At 71.3% G+C, this 22,020-nt stretch carries 20 protein-coding genes; 11 read left to right on the top strand and 9 right to left on the bottom strand.

What is annotated here, in order from left to right:
* Window positions 1-6: 6 nt before the first annotated feature.
* Complete coding sequence (locus ACFYZY_RS23585; protein WP_388697425.1) at window positions 7-426, bottom strand: MarR family winged helix-turn-helix transcriptional regulator; 420 nt, start codon at window positions 424-426, stop codon at window positions 7-9.
* 206 nt (window positions 427-632) lie between these two features.
* Here ACFYZY_RS23585 and ACFYZY_RS23580 point away from each other — a divergent pair, with 206 nt between their 5' ends.
* The 5 genes from ACFYZY_RS23580 to ACFYZY_RS23560 all read left to right on the top strand — a co-directional run bounded on the left by ACFYZY_RS23580 (window position 633) and on the right by ACFYZY_RS23560 (window position 6,113).
* Complete coding sequence (locus tag ACFYZY_RS23580; RefSeq protein ID WP_388697422.1) at window positions 633-1,544, top strand: SDR family oxidoreductase; 912 nt, start codon at window positions 633-635, stop codon at window positions 1,542-1,544.
* 1 nt (window position 1,545) lies between these two features.
* Window positions 1,546-2,445, top strand: a complete 900-nt coding sequence (locus ACFYZY_RS23575) for an amidohydrolase family protein (RefSeq protein WP_388697419.1) — start codon at window positions 1,546-1,548, stop codon at window positions 2,443-2,445.
* 11 nt (window positions 2,446-2,456) lie between these two features.
* Window positions 2,457-4,013, top strand: coding sequence for a long-chain fatty acid--CoA ligase (locus tag ACFYZY_RS23570; RefSeq protein WP_388697418.1), 1,557 nt, complete (start codon window positions 2,457-2,459; stop codon window positions 4,011-4,013).
* Between the two features lie 68 nt (window positions 4,014-4,081).
* Window positions 4,082-4,543: a MaoC family dehydratase gene (locus tag ACFYZY_RS23565; protein ID WP_388697417.1), complete on the top strand. Its 462-nt coding sequence runs from the start codon at window positions 4,082-4,084 to the stop codon at window positions 4,541-4,543.
* A 157-nt stretch (window positions 4,544-4,700) separates the two neighbouring features.
* Window positions 4,701-6,113, top strand: coding sequence for an NAD(P)/FAD-dependent oxidoreductase (locus tag ACFYZY_RS23560; protein ID WP_388697414.1), 1,413 nt, complete (start codon window positions 4,701-4,703; stop codon window positions 6,111-6,113).
* Between the two features lie 108 nt (window positions 6,114-6,221).
* Here ACFYZY_RS23560 and ACFYZY_RS23555 read toward each other — a convergent pair whose 3' ends face one another.
* The 7 genes from ACFYZY_RS23555 to ACFYZY_RS23525 form a co-directional block, all read right to left on the bottom strand.
* Window positions 6,222-7,196: a Gfo/Idh/MocA family oxidoreductase gene (locus tag ACFYZY_RS23555; protein ID WP_388697413.1), complete on the bottom strand. Its 975-nt coding sequence runs from the start codon at window positions 7,194-7,196 to the stop codon at window positions 6,222-6,224.
* 1 nt (window position 7,197) lies between these two features.
* Entirely contained in the window at window positions 7,198-8,508 is a 1,311-nt protein-coding gene (ligA, locus tag ACFYZY_RS23550) for a protocatechuate 4,5-dioxygenase subunit alpha (RefSeq protein WP_388697410.1), read from the bottom strand.
* Between the two features lie 41 nt (window positions 8,509-8,549).
* Entirely contained in the window at window positions 8,550-9,470 is a 921-nt protein-coding gene (locus ACFYZY_RS23545) for an amidohydrolase family protein (RefSeq protein ID WP_388697408.1), read from the bottom strand.
* Between the two features lie 2 nt (window positions 9,471-9,472).
* Window positions 9,473-10,162 carry a 4-carboxy-4-hydroxy-2-oxoadipate aldolase/oxaloacetate decarboxylase gene (ligK, locus tag ACFYZY_RS23540; protein WP_388697405.1) on the bottom strand — a complete coding sequence of 230 codons (690 nt, stop codon included), beginning with the start codon at window positions 10,160-10,162 and terminating at the stop codon, window positions 9,473-9,475.
* A 16-nt stretch (window positions 10,163-10,178) separates the two neighbouring features.
* Window positions 10,179-11,204: an amidohydrolase family protein gene (locus ACFYZY_RS23535; RefSeq protein WP_388697402.1), complete on the bottom strand. Its 1,026-nt coding sequence runs from the start codon at window positions 11,202-11,204 to the stop codon at window positions 10,179-10,181.
* The gene (locus ACFYZY_RS23530; RefSeq protein ID WP_388697400.1) at window positions 11,201-12,442 is read right to left on the bottom strand and encodes a 4-hydroxybenzoate 3-monooxygenase; all 1,242 of its coding nucleotides are present in this window, start codon (window positions 12,440-12,442) and stop codon (window positions 11,201-11,203) included. Before ACFYZY_RS23530 ends, ACFYZY_RS23535 begins: the two co-directional genes overlap by 4 nt.
* A 104-nt stretch (window positions 12,443-12,546) precedes the next feature.
* Window positions 12,547-13,314 carry an IclR family transcriptional regulator gene (locus ACFYZY_RS23525; protein ID WP_388697398.1) on the bottom strand — a complete coding sequence of 256 codons (768 nt, stop codon included), beginning with the start codon at window positions 13,312-13,314 and terminating at the stop codon, window positions 12,547-12,549.
* Between the two features lie 105 nt (window positions 13,315-13,419).
* Between ACFYZY_RS23525 and ACFYZY_RS23520 the strand changes: the two genes are divergently transcribed.
* From ACFYZY_RS23520 to ACFYZY_RS23495, 6 genes are all read left to right on the top strand, one after another.
* A complete protein-coding gene (locus ACFYZY_RS23520; RefSeq protein WP_388697395.1) occupies window positions 13,420-14,097 on the top strand; it encodes a substrate-binding domain-containing protein in 678 nt (225 codons plus the stop codon).
* Window positions 14,098-14,404: 307 nt separating this feature from the next.
* Window positions 14,405-15,988, top strand: a complete 1,584-nt coding sequence (locus ACFYZY_RS23515; protein WP_388697393.1) for an FMN-binding glutamate synthase family protein — start codon at window positions 14,405-14,407, stop codon at window positions 15,986-15,988.
* A 338-nt stretch (window positions 15,989-16,326) separates the two neighbouring features.
* On the top strand, window positions 16,327-16,797 hold the full coding sequence (locus ACFYZY_RS23510) for a MarR family winged helix-turn-helix transcriptional regulator (RefSeq protein WP_388697390.1): 471 nt from the start codon (window positions 16,327-16,329) through the stop codon (window positions 16,795-16,797).
* Window positions 16,798-16,953: 156 nt separating this feature from the next.
* Window positions 16,954-18,540 (top strand): MFS transporter, encoded by a 1,587-nt coding sequence (locus tag ACFYZY_RS23505; protein WP_388697389.1) that lies wholly within the window; start codon window positions 16,954-16,956, stop codon window positions 18,538-18,540.
* 444 nt (window positions 18,541-18,984) lie between these two features.
* The gene (locus tag ACFYZY_RS23500) at window positions 18,985-19,560 is read left to right on the top strand and encodes a DinB family protein (RefSeq protein ID WP_388697387.1); all 576 of its coding nucleotides are present in this window, start codon (window positions 18,985-18,987) and stop codon (window positions 19,558-19,560) included.
* Between the two features lie 505 nt (window positions 19,561-20,065).
* Window positions 20,066-20,341: a hypothetical protein gene (locus tag ACFYZY_RS23495; protein ID WP_388697384.1), complete on the top strand. Its 276-nt coding sequence runs from the start codon at window positions 20,066-20,068 to the stop codon at window positions 20,339-20,341.
* 69 nt (window positions 20,342-20,410) lie between these two features.
* On the opposite strand, the gene ACFYZY_RS23490 is transcribed toward ACFYZY_RS23495, so the two are convergent.
* A complete protein-coding gene (locus ACFYZY_RS23490; protein WP_388697382.1) occupies window positions 20,411-21,862 on the bottom strand; it encodes a vanadium-dependent haloperoxidase in 1,452 nt (483 codons plus the stop codon).
* Window positions 21,863-22,020: the final 158 nt, after the last annotated feature.

The following is a 22,020-nucleotide window of genomic DNA, read 5'->3' as shown; positions in this document are numbered from 1 at the left end:
GCCGGGTCAGGACAGGGCCCGCCAGGACTCGTTCAGCGCCAGCCGGAACGCCTCGGTCCGCTCGGGGCCCAGGCCGGCGGTCATGCGTTCCTCGATGCGGCGGGCCGGCCCGGCGTACTCGGCGAGCAGCCGCCGCCCCGGGTCGGCGAGCAGGATGAGGCGTTCGCGGCGATTGGCCGGATTGGGTTCACGGCGGATCAGGTCGCGGCTCTCCAGTGCGCGGACCATGTCGGCCATCGACTGGGCGGTGACGAAGGAGTCGCGGGCGAGCTGCGCCGCGGAGATGCCGTCGTGCCGCTCCAGCACCGTCAGGGCGGTGTACTGCAGCGCCGTGATCCCGGCGGGCTTGAGCAGTTCGTCGAGCCGGGCGCGCACCGCGAGCTCCGTTCTCTTGATCAGGTAGAGCAATGACGTGCTCACGTCCATCCTCCCGTGGTGACGGTCCGCGTGGAACGGTTCGTACCGCTTCCGGGCGTGTCTCCGGGGCGCGGCGTCGCCCCACCCTAGGGCATTGACAGGAATCCTGCTGATTGCTCAGACTGCATTCATCAGGATTCCTGTCGATCCCGGCTCGGCCGGTGTTCTCGGCATTCCCTTCCACTCCCTTCCACCCCCTTCGAGAGGCATCTCTCATGGATCTTCAGGGCAAGGTCGCCGTCGTCACCGGCAGCGGACGCGGCCTCGGACTGGCATACGCCCAGGCCCTCGCCGCCGCGGGCGCCGCCGTCGTCGTCAACGACGTCGACAAGGACACGGTGGACGCCGCCGTCGCCTCGATCACGTCCCGCGGAGGCGCGGCGACCGGCGTGGCCGTGGCCGTCGGCGACAGCGAGGCGGCCCAGCGGCTCGTGGACGCGGCGGTAGAGGAGTTCGGGCGCCTGGACGTGCTCGTCACCAACGCCGGCATCCTGCGCGACCGCGTGCTGTGGAAGATGACCGACGAGGACTTCGACGACGTCGTACGGGTCCACCTGCGCGGCACGTTCACCTGTGCCCGCGCCGCCGCCGTCCGCATGCGCGAGCAGGGCACCGGCGGCCGGCTCGTCCTGATCTCCTCGCCCGCCGGCCAGCGGGGCAACTTCGGCCAGACCAACTACGCCGCCGCCAAGGCCGGCATCGCCGCGATGGCCCGCACCTGGGCCATGGAACTGGGCCGCGCCGGCATCACCGTCAACGCCGTCGTGCCGGTCGCCGCCACCGAGATGACCCGGACCGTCCCGGCGTTCGCCCCCGTCATCGAGGAGTCCGAGCGTACCGGCGAGCCGCTGCCCGACTGGTTGCGCAAGGACGAGGGCCTCGGCACCGTCGAGGACGTCGCCGGCCTGATCACCTTCCTGGCCTCGGACGACTCCGACGGCGTGACCGGGCAGGCCATCGGCATCGGTGGCGACCGCCTCGCCCTGTGGGCCCACCCGAAGGAGAAGGCGGTCGCCTTCGCCGACGGAGGCTGGAGTGGCGACGCCATCGCCGCCGCATGGCCGGACGGCGTCGGCGCCGAGCCCGAGACCTACGGCATCCCCGCGCCCCGGGCCCCGGAGGCATGAGATGACCGACCGCCCCCGCGGGACCGCGCTCGACCTCGACACGCTGACCGCCATCGACGTGCACACCCACGCCGAAGTCTCCAAGGACGGCCACGGGGCGCTGAGCCCCGAGCTGTTCGGCGCCTCCGAGAAGTACTTCAAGGCCCACGGCCACCGGCAGCCCACCATCGAGGAGATGGCCGACCACTACCGCGAACGCCGCATGGCCGCGGTGGTGTTCACCGTCGACGCCGAACAGGCCACCGGCCACCCGCGGATCGCCAACGAGGAGATCGCCGAAAGCTGCGCCGCCCACGCCGACGTGCTGATCCCCTTCGCCAGCATCGACCCGCACAAGGGCCGCGCCGGGGTCCGCGAGGCCCGGCGCCTGGTGGGGGAGTACGGCGTGCGCGGGTTCAAGTTCCACCCCAGCATCCAGGCATTCTCCCCCGACGACCGCCTCGCCTACCCGCTGTACGAGGCCATCGAGGAACTCGGCGTTCCGGCCCTCTTCCACACCGGCCAGACCGGCATCGGCGCCGGCGTCCCGGGCGGCGGCGGCATCCGGCTGAAGTACTCCAACCCCATGCTGGTCGACGACGTCGCCGTCGACTTCCCCGAACTGCGGATCGTCCTCGCGCACCCGTCCTTCCCCTGGCAGGACGAGGCGCTCGCGGTCGCCACCCACAAGCCGCACGTCCACATCGACCTGTCCGGCTGGTCCCCGAAGTACTTCCCCCCGCAGCTCGTGCGCTACGCGAACACCCTGCTCCAGGACAAGGTCCTCTTCGGCTCCGACTATCCGGTCATCACGCCCGATCGGTGGCTCGCCGACTTCGCCGCACTCGACATCAAGCCCGAGGTCCGGCCGAAGATCCTCAAGGAGAACGCCGTCCGCCTGCTCGGTCTGTCCACCGACTGAAGGAATCGCTCGTGCTGAACCAAGGCATCGGCTCCTGGCCGACGCGCCGGGCCCGCAAAACGCCCGACCGGACCGCCGTCGTCCACGACGGCCGCACCTGGACCTACCGCGAGCTGCACGGGCGGGTCCTGCGCCTCGCCCACGGCCTGCGCGCCCTGGGCGTCGAGAGCGGCGACCGGATCGCCTACCTGGGCCCCAACCACCCGGCCTTCCTGGAAACCCTGTTCGCCGCCGGAGCGCTCGGCGCGGTCTTCGTCCCGCTCAACACCCGGCTGACGACACCGGAACTGGTGTACAACCTCTCCGACTCGGGCAGCACCGTCCTCATCCACGCCCCCGAGCACGCACAAGCCGCACGCACCGCCGCCGACGAGGCCGGGGTGCGCCACCGGATCGCACTCGAAGGGCCCGAGGGCCCCGGCGAGGGCGCCCTCTCGTACGACGAGGTGCAGGCCGGGGCGGCCACGGACGAGCTCCTGGACGTGTCCGTGGCGCCCGAGGACCCGTGCATGATCATGTACACCTCCGGGACCACGGGCCGCCCCAAGGGAGCCGTCCTCTCCCATGCCAACATCACCTGGAACAGCGTCAACGTCCTCGTCGACACCGACCTCACCGCCGACGAGGTCACCCTCGTCGTGGCCCCGCTGTTCCACACCGGCGCCCTCAACATGACCTGCCTGCCCACCCTCCTCAAGGGCGGCCGGGTGGTCCTGCTCGCCGCCTTCGACGCCGACCGCGTCCTGGAACTGGTCGAGGACCTGAGGGTGACGTACCTGTTCGGCGTCCCCACGATGTACGACGCCATGGCCGCCCGGCCGCGGTGGGGAACCACGGACCTCTCCAGCCTGCGCACCCTCAACTGCGGCGGCGCGCCCGTGCCCGCCCGTACCATAGCCGCGTACATCGACCGCGGCCTGGCCTTCAGCCAGGGCTACGGCATGACCGAGGCGTCCCCCGGCGTCCTCTTCCTCGACCGGGAACAGACCGCGGCCAAGGCCGGCTCCGCCGGCGTCCCGCACTTCTTCACCGACACCCGCATCGTCCGGCCCGACGGCAGCGAGGCCGGACCGGGCGAGCGGGGCGAGGTCCTCGTCCAGGGCCCCCACGTCATGACCGGTTACTGGAAGCGGCCCGAGGACACCGCGGCCGTCTTCGCCGACGGCCACTGGCTGCGCACCGGCGACATCGCCCGGACCGACGAGGACGGCTACGCCTACATCGTCGACCGGGTCAAGGACATGTACGTCTCCGGCGGCGAGAACGTCTACCCGGCCGAGGTCGAGGACGCGCTCCTCGACCACCCCGCCGTCGCCGAATGCGCGGTCATCGGCATCCCCGACCCGGTCTGGGGCGAGGTCGGCCGCGCCGTCGTCGTCCTCGAGCCCGGGGCCCGCGCCGGCGAGGACGACATCCTCGGCCACCTCCGGGGCCGGCTCGCCAAGTACAAGATCCCGAAGTCGGTCGTCCTCACCGGCGGCCTGCCCCGCACGGCCTCCGGAAAGGTCGTCAAGTCGGCCGTCCGCGACTCCTTCACCACCGGACCCGCCGAACGCCCCCGGTCGTGACCGGCGTTCGACCAGGACGTTTCCCCCGGGTGCGCCCAGCGCCGCCCGCGCCATCGAAAGGTCTCCTCATGCCCATCGCCATCGCCGACGGCCTCGGCGCACTCACCTCCCTCAGCGGAGCCGACCTCGGCCGCACCGAGTGGCTCGAGATCACCCAGGACCGGGTGAACACCTTCGCCGACGCCACCGACGACCACCAGTGGATCCACACCGATCCGGAGAAGGCCAAGGACGGGCCCTTCGGCGGCCCCATCGCCCACGGCTACCTCACCCTCTCCCTGATCATCCCGCTCTTCGGCGAGCTGCTCGGCATCACCGGCACCAGGATGAGCGTCAACTACGGCCTGGACAGGGTCCGTTTCCCCAGCCCCGTCCGGGTCGGCGCGAAGATCCGTCTGCACGGTGCCGTCGGCACGGTGGAGGAGGTCAAGGGCAACGGCGTGCAGATGCCGATCACCTTCACCGTCGAGATCGAGGGCGGCGACAAGCCGGCCTGTGTCGCCGAAGCCGTCTACCGCCACTACGCCTGACCAGCCCCCGGCCCGCCTTCCGCACGGGCGCGGGCCGGACCGCCCGACGCGGGCGGGGCGACGACGACCCCGCCCGCCAAGTGGCCACTTCGAGTCGAACGGAACCCCCGCGGGAGCCCTCCGGGCGACTCCCGCGCATCCCAAAGGAAGCCCGCACATGGCCCACACGGCCCCCATGGACCCCCTGCTCTCCCTCCGGGACGCCGCACCGACCCCGTTCTGGCTCGACGACCCCCGCCGGCCCGGGACCACCCCCGCCCTCGTCGGCCCCACCACCTGCGACCTGCTCGTCGTCGGGGGCGGATACACCGGCCTGTGGACGGCGCTCATCGCCAAGGAACGCGACCCCTCCCTCGACGTCGTCCTCGTCGAGGGCGCGGAGGCCGGCGGCGCGGCTTCAGGCCGCAACGGCGGCTTCTGCGAGGCGAGTCTCACGCACGGCCTCGCGAACGGTCTGGAGCGCTGGCCCCACGAGATCGACACCCTCGAACGCCTCGGCCGCGAAAACCTCCGGGAGATGGAGGACGCCCTCGCCCGCCACCGTATCGACTGCGGCTGGGAGCGCACCGGTTCCCTCACCGTCGCCACCGAACCCCACCAGGTCGGATGGCTCGCGGAGGAAGCGGAAACGGCCGCTCGCCACGGTGCCACCGTCACCGTCCTCGATGCCGACGGCGTCCGCGCCGAGATCGACTCCCCGACCTTCCTCGGCGCGGTCTGGAACAAGAGCGACGTCGCCATGGTCAACCCGGCCCGCCTCGCCTGGGGACTCAAGCGCGCCTGCCTCGACCTCGGCGTCCGCATCCACGAACACACACCCGCCCTCGCACTCGACGAGCACGGCGCGGTCGTGTCCGTCAGTACGCCCTACGGACGGATCACCGCCGGACGCGTGGCCCTCGCCACCAACGCCCACCCCTCCCCGCTCCGCCGCCACCGCCCCTACACGGTGCCGGTCTACGACTACGCGCTGATGACCGAGCCGCTGACCGAGCAGCGGCTCGCCTCGGTCGGCTGGCACAACCGGCAGGGCTGGGCCGACTCCGCCCACCACTTCCACTACGTACGGATCACCGCCGACCACCGCATCCTGTGGGGCGGTTACGACGCCGTCACCCACTTCCGCGGCAGGGTGGCCGCCGAACACGACCGGCGCCCCGAAACCTACGCCACCCTCGCCCGCCACTTCTTCACGACCTTCCCGCAGCTGGAGGGCCTCCGCTTCACCCACGCCTGGGGCGGCGCCATCGACACCAGCACGCGCTTCTGCGTGTTCTTCGACACCAGCCACCGGGGCAAGGTCGCCTACGCGGCCGGATTCACCGGCCTCGGCGTCGGCGCCACCCGCTTCGGCGCCGAGGTGATGCTGGACCTGCTGACCGGCGCGTCCACCGAGCGCACCGCCCTCGAACTCGTACGCCGCAAGCCGCTGCCCTTCCCGCCCGAGCCCTTCCGCTCGATCGGCATCGGCATCACCCGGAAGTCCCTGGCCCGAGCCGACCGCAACGAGGGCCGCCGCGATCTCTGGCTGCGCACCCTGGACCGCCTCGGTCTCGGCTTCGGCAGCTGACCGCACCACGCAACCGGCTCACCGTGCCGGCCACCACACGCATGGGGTGGCCGGCACGGTGAGCCCGTTCTCACGGCGTACGGCCCGCGCCCGCCGCCGGTGCCGTGCTCACGCGCCCGCGGCGGCGGTGAGCTGCTTCTCCAGGGCGGCCAGAGTCCGGTAGCAGGGCATGACCTGGGCGATGGAGGAGTTCGGTTCGCGGCCCTCGCGGATGGCGGCGACGAACTCGCGGTCCTGCAGCTCGATGCCGTCCGTCGAGACGTCGATCCCGCTGACGTCGATCGGCTCGTCCTTGCCGGTGACGAGGTCGTCGTAGCGGGCGAGATAGGTGCCGGTGTCGCCGATGTAGCGGAAGAACGTGCCGAGCGGACCGTCGTTGTTGAACGACAGCGACAGGGTGCAGATGGCGCCGTTCGCCGCGCGCAGCTGGACCGACATGTCCATCGCGATGCCCAGCTCGGGGTGGATCGGGCCCTGGACCGCGTTGGCCTGCACGATCGGCGAGCCCGTCTGGTACGCGAAGAGGTCGACGGTGTGTGCCGCGTGGTGCCACAGGAGGTGATCGGTCCACGAGCGCGGCGCGCCCAGCGCGTTGAGGTTCGTGCGGCGGAAGAAGTACGTCTGCGCGTCCATCTGCTGGAGGGTGTACTCGCCGGCCTGGATCCGCCGCCGGACCCACTGATGGCTCGGGTTGAAGCGCCGGGTGTGGCCCACCATGGCGACCAGCCCGGTGCGCTGCTGCGCCTCCAGGCACGCCTCGGCGTCGGCGAGGGAGGGCGCCAGGGGAATCTCGACCTGGACGTGCTTGCCGGCGCCGAGGCAGGCCAGCGTCTGCTCGGCGTGCATCGGGGTGGGAGTGGCGAGGATGACGGCGTCGACGTCGTCCGTCGCCAGCACCTCGTCGAGGGACGCCGCGGCGCGGCCGATCCCCTGCTCCGCGGCGAACTTCTGCGCGCTTTCGAGGGTGCTGCTCACGACGGCGGTCACCTCGACGCCCTCGATCCGCTTCAGCGCGGCCGCGTGCTTGGCGCCGAAGGCGCCGCCGCCGGCCAGGGCGACCCGGAGGGTTCGGTCGTCGGTCATGTCAGTTGACTCCTTCGGCGGGCTCCTGGGCCCGGGGGTGGTTTTCAAGGATCAGGTGGCCGACGGCGGTGTTGGACGCCGGCACGTGGTAGAAGCGGTGCTTGACCTCGACCCGTCCGGACCCGTCGACGTCGCTCATCGCCCCGCGGGCTATCAGCCACATGACCAGCTCGATGCCTTCCGAACCGGCTTCCTCGACGTACTCCAGGTGCGGCACCCGCGACAATCCGTTCGGGTCCCCGACCAGCCGGTCGAGGAAGGCTTGGTCCCATTCCCGGTTGATCAGACCGGCGCGCGGGCCCTGCAACTGGTGGCTCATGCCACCGGTGCCCCACACCTGGACCTTCAGCGGCCTGTCGTACGACTCGATCGCCTTCCGCAGTGCCCGGCCGAGACCGAAGCACCGGGCACCCGAGGGCACCGGGTACTGCACCACGTTGACGTGGAAGGGGATCACCTTGCACGGCCACTTCTCGACGTCACCGAACATCAGCGACAGCGGGACGGTCAGGCCGTGGTCGACGGTCATCTCGTTGGCGAGGGTGAGGTCGAAGTCGTCCCTGATGAGCGAGTGCGCGATGTGCGCGGCCAGGTCGGGGTCGCCCTCGATGCCGGGGACCGGACGGGGGCCGTATCCCTCGTCGGCGGTGGCGTAGGCCGCGCCGGTACCGAGCACGAACGTCGGGATCAGGGACAGGTCGAACGCGGACGCGTGGTCGTTGTAGACCAGGAAGATCACATCCGGAAGGTTCTCCTCCTCCCACGCCTTGGAGAACTCGTACCCCTCGAAGACCGGCCGCCAGTAGGGCTCCCCGGTCTTGCCGTGGTCCATTGCCGCACCGATCGCCGGCACGTGCGAGGTGAAGACCGCGGCGGTGATCACGGCGTGTTCGGCCGGGGGAGCCGGATCGGCGCAGGCCGCCTCCAGGACGGCGTGATCGATGCGGTTGCCCTCGACGGAGCGGCCGCCGCCGACCATCATCGCGCGGTACTCCTCCTCGGTCATACCGGTCATCGACCCGGCCATCTGCTGGAACGAGAGCCCCAGCGTCGCGCCCCACTTGGCGAGGAAGTAGATGTTGCCGCCCTCGTCCATCGCGGCGTTGAGGTCGCGGTCGAGCAGCGCCCGCTTCTGCTCCTCCCGCAGTGGCCACGCGTTCAGGTAGGCGCGCTCGTCGGCGAGGTAGCGTTCGCGGTTCTCCGCCGTCATCAGCGACATGCAGAACTGGTTGAGGTGGTAGCCCCTGGCGGACTGCTCGGCGTCGAAGACGGTGGTCCCCGGTACCAGTTTGTAGGTCTTGTCCAGTGACAAGGTCGGGCTCCGATCGTGGGACGGGTCAGCCGTGGGACGGTTCAGCCGGCTTCCGGCCAGTACAGGCGCATCGGGTTGTCGACGAGGAGCCGTTGCCGCAGCTCCGGCGTCGGCGCGATGCTCGGGACGAAGTCGACGAGCAGACCGTCGTCGGGCATGTGGGTGGCGAGGTTCGGGTGGGGCCAGTCCGTGCCCCACAGCACCCGGTCGGGGAACCCCTCGACCACGCGGTGGGCGAAGGGGACGACGTCGCGGTACGCCGACCGCTCGCCGTCGAGGGCCGGCGGGCCGCTCACGGACAGTCGTTCCGGGCAGGTCACCTTGCACCAGATGTCCGGCCTGGCCCGCATGAAGTCCAGGAACGTCCCGAATTCCGGCCCGTACGGGTCCTTGGTGACATCGGGCCGGCCCATGTGGTCGATGACCAGCGGAACCGGTATCGACAGGAAGAAGTCGCGCAGGCCGGCGAGGTCGGCCGCCTCGAAGTAGAGGACGACGTGCCACCCGTAGGGGGCGATCCGCTCGGCGACGTCCCGCAGGTCCCGCCGCGGCGCCGCGTCGACGAGCCGCTTGACGAAGTTGAACCGCACACCGCGGACCCCGGCCTCGTGCAGCTCCCGCAGCTCGGCGTCCGAGACGTCCGGCCGCACCGTCGCCACGCCCCGGGCCAGCTCCCCGGAGGACCGCAGGGCGTCGGCCATGGCGCTGTTGTCGGCGCCGTGGCAGGTCGCCTGGACCACGACGTTGCGGGTGAAGCCCAGGTGGTCGCGCAGCTCGAAGAGCTGGTCCTTGGACGCGTCGCACGGGGTGTACTTCCGTTCGGGCGCGAACGGGAACGCGGCTCCCGGGCCGAACACGTGGCAGTGCGCGTCGACGGCCCCCTCGGGCATCCGGAACCGCGGCCGGCTCGGGTCGGCGTACCAGTCCAGCCAGCCGGGAGTCTTCTCGAAGCTCGTCGTCATCATCAGTCCTCGTAGCGCAGGCCGAGCTCGGCCAGCGGGCCGCGCATGCCGTACAGGTCCAGGCCGAGTTCGCCCGCGCGGAACCGCACCCGCCTGCTCTCCTCGCCGGCCTCGCGCCGGGCAGCCGCCCCGGCGACCTCGGCGGCCCGCTCGCGCGGCACCACCACGACACCGTCGCGGTCCGCCACGACCACATCGCCCGGCCTGACCAGGGCGTTGGCGCAGACCACCGGCACGTTGACCGAACCGAGAGTGGCCTTGACCGTGCCCTTGGCGTTGACCGCCCGCGCGAAGACCGGGAAGTCCATCTCCTCCAGGTCGGCCACGTCGCGCACGCCTCCGTCGATGACCAGGCCCCGGCCACCACGGGCGCGGAACGAGGTGGCGAGCAGTTCGCCGAAGAAACCGTCCTCGCTCTCCGTCGTGCAGGCCGCGACCACCACGTCGCCCTCCTCGATCTGCTCGGCGGCGACGTGGAGCATCCAGTTGTCGCCGGGCTGCAGCAGCACGGTCACCGCCGTGCCGCAAAGCCGGGCCCGGGTATAGACGGGGCGCAGGTACGGGCGCATCAGACCCACCCGGCCCATCGCCTCGTGGACGGTCGCGACGCCGAACGCCGACAGTGCGACGACGTCCTTCGGGTCGGCGCGGGTGATCGTGGTGTGGACGACACCGAGCCGGGTGTGTTCCATGTGTCCTCCTCCTGGGTCAGTGGCCGGTGGCGGCGAGCCGGGCGGTGAGTCGGGGGTGGACGCGCAGGGCGTTGCCGGAGTAGACGGCGGCCCGTTCCTCGTGGGTGAGGTTCGCGGTGGCCTCGACGTACCGCCTCGTGTCGTCGAAGTGGTGGCCGGTGTGCGGGTCGATGTCACGGACGGCGCCGATCATCTCGCTGGCGAACAGCACGGATCGGCTGGGGACGACCTGCGTGAGCAGGTCGATGCCGGGCTGGTGGTACACGCAGGTGTCGAAGAAGACGTTGTCCAGCAGCGTCTCGGGGTCCGGCCGGCCCAGCGCCATCGCCAGACCGCGGAACCGGCCCCAGTGGTAGGGCACCGCGCCGCCGCCGTGGGGGATCACGAACCGCAACGACGGGAAGTCGGCGAACAGGTCGCCCTGGACCAGCTGCATGAACGCCGTGGTGTCCGCGTTCAGGTAGTGGGCACCCGTCGTGTGGAAGGCCGGGTTGCACGAGGTGCTGACGTGGATCATCGCGGGGATGTCGTACTCGGCCATCGCCTCGTAGAGCGGGTACCAGCTGCGGTCCGTCAGAGGCGGCGCGGTCCACTTGCCGCCCGACGGATCGGGATTGAGGTTGACCGTCACCGCGCCGAGTTCCTCGACCGCACGGCGCAGCTCGGGCAGGCAGGTGGCCGGGTCGGCGCCCGGCGACTGCGGCAGCATGGCGCCCATCGCGAAGCGGTCGGGGTAGAGCCCGCTGACGCGGTGGACCAGATCGTTGCAGATCCGCGCCCATGTCGCGGACGCCCGGAAGTCACCGATGTGATGGGCCATGAAGCTGGCCCGCGGGGAGAAGACCGTCAGGTCGATGCCCCGCTCGTCCATGAGGCGCAGCTGGTTGCTCTCGATGGCCTCGCGGAGGTCGTCGTCGGTGATGACGAGGTCGTCGGGGTCGGGCGCGTCCGAGGGGGAGCCGATCGCCGCGACCTGCCGGTCACGCCACTGGGCCAGCTGCGGCGGCGCCGTGGTGAAGTGACCGTGGCAGTCGATGATCACGGGTTGTCTCCTTGGGGTCGACGGGGTCGGTCCTGGGAGCCGGCGGGCCAGCCCGTGTACTGCTCGGCGAGATAGGTGCGGCCGGCGAGCGTGCCCACCACGTTGTCGAGTTCCCCGAGTTGGCGCCGCAGGTCGAACGGGGTGCCGCCGGGCGGGGTGTGCAGCAGCTGGGTCATCCAGTGGGAGAAGTTCTGAGCCCGCCAGATTCGTCGCAGCGCGCGCGGCTGGTAGTCCTCCAACGCGGTCTCGCCCGCGGTGCCGAGCGCCCGCAGGAGGGCGTCGGCCAGGACCTTCACGTCGTGCAGTGCGAGATTGAGTCCGCGGGCACCGGTCGGCGGAACGGTGTGCGCGGCGTCTCCGGCGAGCACCATCGAGCCCCAGCGCATCGGCTCCTGCACGAACGAGCGGAAACGCAGCACCGTCTTCACCAGGATCGGGCCCTCCGTGAGACGGAAGCCGTCCTCGCCGCCCACCCGGGCCTGGAGCGTCTCCCAGACGCGGTCGTCCGGCCAGGCGTCGACGGACTCGTCGGGGGAGGACTGGAAGTACATCCGCTGTACCGTCTCGGTCCGCCGGCTGATCAGCGCGAAGCCGTGCTCGGAATGGGCGTAGACCAGCTCGGGTGCGCTCGGCGGCGCCTCGGCCATGATGCCGAACCACGCGAAGGGGTACTCCTTGCCGTACCGCACGCGCCGGTCCTCGGGGACCAGGTCGCGGCACATGCCGCGGGACCCGTCCGCACCGACCACGTACCGCGCGCGCACCTCGTGCCGTGACCCGTCGGCCGCGGTGTACCGGACCCGCGGAGCGCTGGTGGTGATGTCGAGAACTTCGGTGTCCTCGACCCCGAAGTGGACCGTGCCGCCGTCGCGTTCCCGCGCGTCGGCCAGATCGATGAACACGTCGGTCTGCGGGTAGAGCCACACCGACTCGCCGACCAGTGCCTTGAAATGGATCCGGTGCGCCCGCCCGCCGAACCGCAGCTCGGTGCCTTCGTGTTCGTGGCCCTCGCGCAGGATCCGGTCGCTGACGCCGGTCTCGACCAGGTCCCGGGCCGCGTCGGCCTCCAGGATGCCGGCCCGGTGCGTCGTCTCGATCTCACGCCGGGTGCGGGTGTCGACCACGATCGTGTCGACTCCGGCCCGTGACAGCCGGTGAGCGAGCATCAGGCCGGCCGGACCGGCGCCGATGACCGCGACGGGAACCGAGGCAACGGTGTCGACGACGGCGTCGGCCATGGCATCTCCTGAGCAACGGTGAACGTTCCGAACACGTCGAACGTTGACACCCGGGGCCGTGGCCGGTCTCCGGCGTTTCCGTCAGGCGGAAGCCCGCTCGGTTCTCAGGGAGTGGGGCGGGTACGCCGGCCGAGCTCGTCGGAGATCCCGTACGCGGCTCTCAGGAGCGGCTCGCGCAGTCCGCGCGCGCGGCTCGCACCACGTGCCGTGATCACGATCCCCAGTGCGGCACCGACAGGACCGCTCCGGCCGATCCGCACGGGCGCCGACACCGCGACGGTGCTCTCCGAGAGCTGCCGATCGCTGACGAAGACCTGTTCCCGACGGATACGGTCCAACTGCGTGCGCAGAGTCCTGGGGTCGGTGACGGTGTGCGGGGTCCAGGCCCGCAGCGGCGATCCGAGGACCTCCTCCTGGATGTCCGGCGGCGCGTGGGCCAGCAGCACCCGCCCCATTCCGGTGGAGCCGATCGGGAAACGGGCTCCCACCATCGTCACCAGCTCCACCGACCGGTGCCCGGCGATCCGCTCGACGAACACCAGCTCCGTGCCCTCGCGCACCGCGAGTTGGATGTTCTCGTGGGTCGCCTCGTAGAGGTCCTGCATGAAAGGCAGCGCCACGTCACGCAGGATCTGGGTGCGCGGGCATCCCGAGGCGATTTCCCAGAGCCTCAGCCCGACGTGCCACGACCCGTCCTCCCCCCGCTCCAGCGCTCCCCACGCCGCCAGCTCGGCGACCACCCTGTGCGTGGTGCTCAGGGCCAGGCCGGTGCGCTGGGCGATCTCCGACAGCGTCTGCGACGGGTGCTCGCGGTCGAAGGCCGCGAGGACGTCGAGGACTTTTCCAGCCGCTGTGCTCCGGGTTGTGCTCACGCGGTCAGTTTCGCAGACCCGCGTCGAGCGGCTCCGACGAGCGCCGTACCATCTGCCGGACACCGAGGAGGCGACGTGATGAGAGTGATCTCCGGACTGTCTTCGATGGCGACACGGCCCCTGCTGGCCGAGTTGTCCGAGCAGATCCGGCTCGTGCACGGGTTGCCCGTGCTTTTCGAGGCCGCCGGCGGGGTCGACATCGCACGGCGGGTGCGCGAGGGCGCCGAGGCCGACCTGCTCGTGCTCGCTGACGGAGCGTTGACCGCGTTGGAGGAGGAGGGTTACCTCCTGGCAGGCACGGCGCGGCCGCTGTGGATCTCCCAGGTCGTGGCCGCCGTGCCGGCGGGATCACCGGTTCCGGTGCTCGACTCGGACTCCGACCTGCGGGCCGTTCTGCGGTCCGCGAAGAGGATTGCCCACTCCACCGGTCCGAGCGGGACGGACCTGCTCGATCTGATCAGCCGGCTGGGCCTTGCCGACGCGCTCGCCGGCCGGCTCGTCCAGGCACCGCCGGGCGTGCCGGTCGGCAGCCTGCTGTCCTCCGGCCAGGCCGACTTGGCATTCCAGCAGCACAGCGAGCTCATGGACCTGCCGGGCGTCGTCATTGCCGGACCGCTGCCGGGGGACACCGCCATCAGCTCGGCATTCGGCGGAGGCGTACTGGCCTCAGCCTCCCAGCCGGGCCTCGCTCTCGAGGTCCTCGACTTCTTCGGCTCCGCCACGGGGACCAGGGCCGCCCGTGCCAGGGGCATGCGGGCTTCGGGGGGCAGGGACGGCGCATGACGTGCGGCATGCCGGACGGGCCACCGCAGGCGGGCCGGGGCCCGCCAAGTCCTGCCCCCCGGTGGGCCGGACGCTCGTGGTCGGTGGCGTTCACGGTTCTCCATGAGTTCGTGAGCGTGCTCGAAGGGAGAAGTGGGTGGGGCCGAGGACGGATCGCGGCGGTGCGCTGAGGAGTCGGCCGCAGGCCCCGGCGACTGTACGAGCCTGGAGGCGGGCGACCACGACATCACGTGCCCCGTCCGAAGACTTTAGAGATCTTTGAGCAGGTGAAGAGCGTGGTCACCTGTCACCGGGCAAGGCGGACCGCGTGATACGTATGGTGATCGTCGTACTGATTCTCTGTGCCGCGGGCACGACGGCCGTGGCCGCGGCAGGGGGTTCGGCCCTGTGGTGGTTCGCCGCTGTTCCGCTCACCCTCCTGGGCCTGCTGGGGGCGTGGGATCTGCTGCAGCACCGGCACTCGGTGCTGCGCAACTACCCCGTCCTCGGGCATGCTCGTTTCCTCCTGGAACGGATACGTCCAGAGCTCCAGCAGTACTTCATCGAGCGGAACTACGACGGCCGCCCCTTCGACCGGGACGTGCGCGACATCGTCTACGAGCGCGCCAAGGGCACTGACGCGGAGGAGCCCTACGGCACTGAACGGGACGTGTACGAGGCCGGCCACGAGTTCCTCGTGCCCTCCATGGCACCCTGCGCGGTTCCTGAGACGCCTCCTCGCGTACCGATCGGAGGCCCCGGCTGTGCCCGCCCGTACGACATGGCGCTGCTCAACGTCTCGGCGATGAGCTTCGGCTCCCTGTCGGCCAACGCGGTCCTCGCGCTCAACGGGGGCGCGGCGGCCGGCGGTTTCGCCCAGGACACGGGTGAGGGCGGTCTCTCCGAGTACCACCTGCGCCCGGGCGGCGACCTCGTCTGGGAGATAGGGACCGGGTACTTCGGCTGCCGGACCGACGAAGGCGACTTCGATCCGTCCCGGTTCGCCGACAAGGCCGCCCACGACCACGTCAAATGCGTGTCCCTGAAGCTCTCGCAAGGAGCGAAGCCCGGCATCGGCGGTGTCCTGCCAGGGGCCAAGGTCAACGCCGAGATCGCCCGGGTCCGGGGAGTGCCCGAGGGTCGCACGGTCGTCTCCCCGCCGTACCACCGGGTCTTCTCGACCCCCAGGGAACTCGTCCGCTTCGTCGCCCGCATGCGGGACCTGTCCGGAGGCAAGCCCGCGGGCTTCAAGCTCTGCGTCGGTTCACGCCGGCAGTTCCTCGCCGTGTGCAAGGCCATGCTGGAGGAGGGCATCACCCCCGACTTCATCGTGGTGGACGGAGCCGAGGGCGGAACGGGCGCGGCGCCGCTCGAGTTCGCCGATCACGTCGGCACCCCGCTCACCGAGGGCCTGCTCACCGTGCACAACGCCCTCGTCGGAACGGGCCTGCGCGACCGCGTCAGGATCGGGGCGAGCGGAAAGATCGCCACCGGCACCGACCTGGTCAAGCGCATGGTGCAGGGCGCCGACTACGGCAACGCCGCACGGGCGATGATGTTCGCCGTCGGCTGCATCCAGGCCCAGCGCTGTCACACGAACACCTGCCCCACCGGCGTCACCACCCAGGACCCCCGCCGGGCCCGCGCGATCGATGTCCCCGACAAGACACTGCGCGTCCAGCGCTTCCAGGAAGCGACCGTGGCCAGCGCCTTGCAGATCATGGCCTCCATGGGCGTCACCGACCCCGCGCAACTGCGCCCGCACATGCTCCGCCGACGGATCGACCCTGTCACCGAACGCTCTTACGAAGAACTCTACGAGTGGCTCCGGCCGGGCCAGCTGCTCGCCGAGCCGCCCGCCTCCTGGGCGACCGACTGGAAGTCCGCCGATCCCGACCGCTTCACCGTCTGATCACCGGAGGCCGGCACCGCTGTGCGGCCCTCGGCCGCGCGGCAGGCGGCGAACGCCTGGCGGCCTGCGCCGTAGGCGCGACGGGTGGAGGCGGCCGTGACGGGGTCCCTGGCAGCCGCACCTCGCGGAATCCTCACAAACGGTCCCTTGCGCGAGCGGGACCGAAGGCGGGGCTCCGGAGCCCCGCCGACCCCGAATCCGCTCGTGGAACCGGTTCTCACCCACAAGCGGGACGGACCCCCTTCCGGGACTCGTCTCGTGCGGGGGACTCGGGCCGGTGCCTGTCGGAAGCGGTGCATCTTTTGACATAGGTATCTCTGTATAGCTAAATTCGGGCCATGCCTCCGCACAGCGCGTCCTCCCGGGACATCGACCGCCTGGCCCTCGGCCTCGTGGCGTGCCTGCCCGCGCTGACCCGGGCCATCGAACGGCACGTCGACCAGCACTATCCGCACCCCAAGCCCTCCGACGCGCAGCTCACGCTGCTGCGGTACGTCGAGACCCACGGCGGCACCACGGTCCGTGAGGCCGCCGAAGCGGTACGGATGAAGCCGAACAACGTCAGCGCGCTGGTCACCCAGCTCACCGAGCAGGGGCTCCTCGAACGCCGCCAGGACGGTGCCGACAAGCGGATCGCCCACCTGTACCTCACCCCGGCCGCGCAACGGCGCGTCGGCGAGGTCACGCAGCTCATGGCAGACCGCGCCGCGCAGGTCCTGCGGGCGATGACCGACGGCGAACTCGACGCCCTCGGCTCCGCCCTGGGCTCGCTCCAGTCGCTCGGCGAGCACCTGCGCACCGCGCGCTGAACCTTTTCGGCGCCCCGGCCCGCCCATCGGACCGCAGCGTGCCCGATGGGCAAGCCGGGGCCCTTCCGTGCCGTTTCCCTTCTGCCCGTCGCAGCCGGTCGTCCCCAGGGCGCCGTGCGCCGACTCGGCGTTTCATCACGACGAAAGAACACACCCATGGCCTCCGCCGGCACCCTTGCCGAACCGTCGCACTCCCCGCCCGCCGATACGGCGCGCAGCCGTCGCTCCAACCCCTGGCTCACCCTGCTCGCCGTGGCCTTCGGCCTGTTCATGGTCGGTCTCGACGGCTCCGTGGTCTCGATCGCCAACCCCGAGATCGGCCGCGACCTGGGCGCCTCCACCTCGGACCTGCAGTGGGTCACCAACTCCTATCTCCTCGCCCTCGCCGCCGCCCTCATCCTCGGCGGCAAGCTCGGCGACCGCTTCGGCCGCCGCACCTTCTACCTGGTGGGCGTCGCCGGCTTCACCCTCGCCTCCGTCGCCATCGGCCTGGCCGGCTCCATCGAGGGCGTCATCGCCTTCCGCGCCCTCCAGGGCTTCTTCGGCGCCCTGCTGATGCCCAACACCCTCGGTCTGCTGCGCGCCGTCTTCCCGCCGAAGAAGTTCGGCATGGCCGTCGGAATCTGGGCCATGGTCTCCTCGGTCTCCACCGCCCTGGGACCCATCGTCGGCGGCTTCCTCGTCCAGAACGTCAGCTGGGAGTCCGTCTTCTACATCAACGCGCCCGTCGGCGTCGTCGCCCTCGCCTTCAGCGCGGCCGTCCTGCCGCAGAGCCGCAACGAACACGCGGCCCGGGAGAAGTTCGACGTCCTCGGCGTCGTCCTGCTCGCCGTCGGGCTGCTCGCCCTCGTCTTCGGCGTGGTCAAGGGCGAGACCTGGGGCTGGACCTCCGCCGGCACCCTCGGCACCATCGGGACCGGCCTGCTGGTCCTCGTGTTCTTCGGCCGGTGGCAGACCCGGGTCGCCTCCCCGCTGCTGCCGATGCGCCTGTTCCGCAACCCGGCCCTGACCATCGGCACGATCATCACCGCGCTGAACTTCTTCGTCCTGCTCGGCGTGATCTTCTTCGTCATGATCTACCTGCAGAACGTCCGCGGCTTCACCCCCGTCGAGGCCGGCGTGCGCACCCTGCCCCTCAGCCTCGCCTCCGTCGTCGCCTCCCCGCTCGGCGCCGCGCTCACCGACAGGTTCGGGCCACGCCTGACCATGCCCCTGGGCATGCTGCTCCAGGCCGCCGCGTGCTTCGCCCTGCTCACCTGGGAGGCGGACAGCGCCTACGGCCTCATGTGGCCGCCGTTCATCGCCCTCGGCCTCGGCGTCGGCATGGTGATGGCCTCCTCCTCCGACGCCATCGTCGGCAACGCCCCCGTCAAGGACGCCGGCGTCGCCGGCGGCCTGCAGGCCACGGCCCTCCAGATCGGAGGCGCGCTGGGCACCTCCGTCCTCGTCTCCCTCATTGCCGGCCGCGTCAACACCACCCTCACCGGCGAACTCACCGCGGCGGGCGTCCCCGCCCCCGCGGCCACCGCGCTGCTGGAAGCCAGGGACGCGGTGTCCATGGGCATCGCGCCCCTCGCCACCGGCACACCCGCACAGCTCAGGTCGGCGATCCTCGAAGGCAGCCACCACGCCTTCATGAACGGGGTCCACACCGCCGCCCTGACCGCGGGAGTCCTCTGCGTGGCCGGCGCCGCCCTGGCCGTCACCGGCGTCCGGCGGACCCCCGGCCACGCCCAGCACTAGGGCGCGTGTCGAAAGTCCCGTCTGCCCGGCGGCGCCCGGCACGCACTCCCCCGTAGCCCTTCGGGCACGGGGGCGCCCCCAGCGGCGTTGTCGGGCTCACCCCGATACATCCAGTATCGGGGCGGCCCTCCGCCGTGCGATCGCACGCACCAGACACCGCCGGGCCCGCCCTCCGGGCGGACGACGCCACTTTCGACACGCGCCCTAGGGAGCCTGTCCGGCGGGTCGCATGTCTGCCGGATCGATCGTTCGTTGTTGTCGGTACGGGGCCGGCGCCCGTCGAGTTCGCCCTCGGTCTGCCCGTCGGCGGCGGCTCGAAGGCGCGGGTCATGAGGCCGGTGTGCCGGTCCGGACGCCGTAGGGGGGCGGGACGTGGTCGGCCACCGGTCGGCCCGGACGCGATATTCGGTGGCGGACGGATCCGACGCGCACCACACTGGGGTCGTGGACCCCAGCGAGCACGACGACGAAGCAGCGGTGACCCGGTGGACCCCTTCCACCGTCTACCCCGACATGTGGGCCGATCCGGACGACGATCCGCGCGAGACGGAGGTCGAGACGGTCGACGAGCGCGGTTCCCTGCTGGAGAGCCTGCGCTACTTCCGCCTGACCGTCGAGATGAAGTGCGCGGGCCTGGACGCCGAGCAGATGGCCAGGCGCTCCGTACCGCCGTCCACGATGTCGCTGCTCGGGCTGGTGCGGCACATGGCCGAGGACGAACGGCACTTCCGCCGGATGGCCGGCGAGGACTCGCCCAGGATCTACCGCACTCCCGAAGACCGTGACGGCGACTGGAACGGAGCGGTCGCCGACCCGGCGGTCGTGGAGGACGCCTGGCGGCAGTGGCGGGCCGAGAGCGAGGTGACCGACCGTTTCATCGCGGGCTTCGCCGACCTCGGCACACGGACCGGGGAGGCGCCGCTGCGCGAGATCCTGGTGGCGCAGATCGCCGAGTACGCGCGGCACTGCGGCCACGCCGACCTCCTTCGCGAGCGGATCGACGGCCGGGTGGGCCAGTGAGCGCACCCGCCGTACGGGTCCGGGAGGCGGGAGAGGCCGGCCGGCCCCGGCGGACGTCACGGGGGCCGGCCCCATGACGGCGAGCCGGTAGGAGCCGGGGCCGCTCTCCGCGACCGTGCCGTACGAGGGGAGTCGACCGCCCGGCCCTCGCCCGCCGTGTCCGACCGGCCTTCTACGATCGGGTGCGTACGGGATCCCGGGCCGCCGGAACGGACCACCGCGCGCCGCGAACGGTCGTCACGACCGGCGATGCCCGTTCCGCCTCGGATCCCCCCCATCACAGGAGGAGATGCTCGTGGACCCGACTCAGCGGCCCGCCGTCCCCACGGGGCACGTCCGTCCGCCGTCCCCGGCTCCGCGGCCGGAGACACCGGCCCCCTCGGCGGACGACGTACCGGAGTTCCGTCGAGAGCGTGCGGAAGAGCCGGCCGGGCGTCCTGAACCGCCCGACGAATACCTGCTGCGGGATCCCCTTGACACCGACCGGATGCGCGGACGAACCAGCATGTTCGAGCTTCCTCGCATCTACTACTTCTGCAAGGCCCGCATCGAGGAGGAATTCCACAGGACTTCCGTCCCGCTCGGGAGCCGGCTCCTCGGCCGGCTCGAGGAAGCCGTGCACACCTTGCGGGTCGGCTTCCCCGTGCGGCCCGGCGGTATCTCCTACCACGAGGCCGACCGCCGGGTGTGCGCCATCGCCGACCGCTACAGGGACCACCCCGACTACCCCTCCCTGTGGCGACCGTACGATCCCCCGGAGCCCCCGGAAGCCGCACGGTGAGACCCGTGCGCCGGGGACGGGACCCGGCCACCGCGGAGCGGGGCCGGGAAACCCGCTCCGCGGTGGGCGTCACAGGGCGCGGAGCTTGGTGGTGAAGACCTGGCCGGCGACCTTGTCACCGAGGACGAGGCCGTCGGCGGCGTCCCACGGGTAGTGGACGCCGAGCCAGACGCGGCTGTCCGCGTCCTCCTTGGCGGCGGCGCTGAAACTGGTGAAGTGGCGCTGCCTGACGGGGGCCAGCGGCTCGTCGGTGGTGAGGTCGAAGGAGATGTTGTCGCTGCCGAAGAAGCGCTTCATCACGCCCGCCCACGCCCCGGCGAAGGAGGCGTGGCCGGAGACGTAGGCGGGGAAGCACGGGTTGACGTTGACGCCGTCCCTGTTCTTCAGGAGCGGCTTCCACTGGGCGTCGAGGCCGCCCTCGCGGATCGCGGAGACGGGCCGCCACAGGTCGAGGGGGGTGGAGAACTTCGCGTCGCGGACGGCTATGCCGGTGTCGGCCAGGGCGATCGAGACGAGCGCGAAGAGGCGGGCGTTGGCGTACGTGCTGAGCCCCCGGGCCTGGGAGACCTCCCGGGTGGCCTGGAGCATGTGACCCGGGGGCTTGTACGTGCCGTCGTTGTCGTTGGCCCAGAACCAGGCGGCGTTCAGCTGGTCCGGGGTGCGGTTGATCACCGGCGTGGCGGCCGTGGGGGCGGCCGCGCCGGCCCGCCGGACGGCGTCGACCTGGGCCTTGTACTCGGGGCTGGCCACGAGGTTCTCGTACGTGACGTACTGCGTGAGCCTGGTGGGCCGGAACTGCGAGCCGGAGCTCAGCGAGAAGGGCCTGACCTTGCCCCAGGCCGGGTTGACCGCGTCGCCGTCCACCTGGCACTTGGAGTCGACCATGTCGGGGTAGCTGGTCGGCCGCCAGGCCCCCGGCTGCCCGGTCCCCGTGTACGACTCGTTGGTGTCCGAGCCGTCCCCGGCACGGGCGTTCATCATCTGGCTGACCATCCCGCCGACGACGGTGGCGTCCAGCAGGTCGAATCCGGTGGGGTCGGTGCCGAACCGCTCGCGGAAGCGCTGGTCGAGGTAGGCCGTGAAGTCGGGCGCGCTCTTGTTGGGCCGGTTCGCGCCGTAGAGGTTGAGCAGGATGTTGTACGCGGTGCGCCCGACGACCCGCTCCTCCTCGTCGGGTCCCTCCACCCAGCCCGCGTAGTTCTCCGCGTGGATGTACGCCTCGGACGTCATCCGGCCCTTCCACTTCAGCTGGTACGAGCTCTCCGCGTCGTAGATCGCGGCGTTCATCATGGCGGCCGCGCGCGTCAACGGGACCGGTCCGCCGACCGACTTGCGGAAGATGTCCTGCAGCACGTCGTTCCAGTAGTGCACCGGGTCGGCGATCGGCCGCGCCGGCAGCGCGTGGGCGGGCTGGGGCGCGACCGTCAGGATGCTTCCGGTCGCCGCGAGGACGGTCGCCGCCGCCAGAGCGCGGCGCCACATCCGGGTGCGGCTCCTGGTGGTGCGGGTGCTTCCGGGCATGACTCGATTCCCCCCTGATCACACAGGTGTCGACGGCCGCCGGGCCGGCGGCGGCGTGATCATGGCGCGAACGCGGCTTCCCCGGCCGGTGAAAATCGGGAGTCCGTGCGGAATGGCCGGTCCCGGGCGCATGCTCGGCGTGAAGTCTCCATGGACGG

The organism is Streptomyces sp. NPDC001744, from assembly GCF_042892575.1.
GTDB lineage: Bacteria > Actinomycetota > Actinomycetes > Streptomycetales > Streptomycetaceae > Streptomyces.
The sequence above is the reverse complement of the archived record's forward strand: the minus strand, read 5'-3'. Positions and strand labels throughout refer to the sequence as shown.

What these genes read in the sequence shown, in the direction of transcription:
- ACFYZY_RS23580 (WP_388697422.1), top strand. Translation starts at nt 633, where the DNA reads ATGGATCTTCAGGGCAAGGTCGCCGTCGTCACCGGCAGCGGACGCGGC.
- ACFYZY_RS23560 (WP_388697414.1), top strand. Translation starts at nt 4,701, where the DNA reads ATGGCCCACACGGCCCCCATGGACCCCCTGCTCTCCCTCCGGGACGCC.
- ACFYZY_RS23555 (WP_388697413.1), bottom strand. Translation starts at nt 7,196, where the DNA reads ATGACCGACGACCGAACCCTCCGGGTCGCCCTGGCCGGCGGCGGCGCC.
- ACFYZY_RS23585 (WP_388697425.1), bottom strand. Translation starts at nt 426, where the DNA reads ATGGACGTGAGCACGTCATTGCTCTACCTGATCAAGAGAACGGAGCTC.
- ACFYZY_RS23565 (WP_388697417.1), top strand. Translation starts at nt 4,082, where the DNA reads ATGCCCATCGCCATCGCCGACGGCCTCGGCGCACTCACCTCCCTCAGC.
- ACFYZY_RS23505 (WP_388697389.1), top strand. Translation starts at nt 16,954, where the DNA reads ATGGCCTCCGCCGGCACCCTTGCCGAACCGTCGCACTCCCCGCCCGCC.
- ACFYZY_RS23520 (WP_388697395.1), top strand. Translation starts at nt 13,420, where the DNA reads ATGGCGACACGGCCCCTGCTGGCCGAGTTGTCCGAGCAGATCCGGCTC.
- ACFYZY_RS23545 (WP_388697408.1), bottom strand. Translation starts at nt 9,470, where the DNA reads ATGACGACGAGCTTCGAGAAGACTCCCGGCTGGCTGGACTGGTACGCC.
- ACFYZY_RS23490 (WP_388697382.1), bottom strand. Translation starts at nt 21,862, where the DNA reads ATGCCCGGAAGCACCCGCACCACCAGGAGCCGCACCCGGATGTGGCGC.
- ACFYZY_RS23510 (WP_388697390.1), top strand. Translation starts at nt 16,327, where the DNA reads ATGCCTCCGCACAGCGCGTCCTCCCGGGACATCGACCGCCTGGCCCTC.
- ACFYZY_RS23530 (WP_388697400.1), bottom strand. Translation starts at nt 12,442, where the DNA reads ATGGCCGACGCCGTCGTCGACACCGTTGCCTCGGTTCCCGTCGCGGTC.
- ligK (WP_388697405.1), bottom strand. Translation starts at nt 10,162, where the DNA reads ATGGAACACACCCGGCTCGGTGTCGTCCACACCACGATCACCCGCGCC.
- ACFYZY_RS23495 (WP_388697384.1), top strand. Translation starts at nt 20,066, where the DNA reads ATGTTCGAGCTTCCTCGCATCTACTACTTCTGCAAGGCCCGCATCGAG.
- ACFYZY_RS23575 (WP_388697419.1), top strand. Translation starts at nt 1,546, where the DNA reads ATGACCGACCGCCCCCGCGGGACCGCGCTCGACCTCGACACGCTGACC.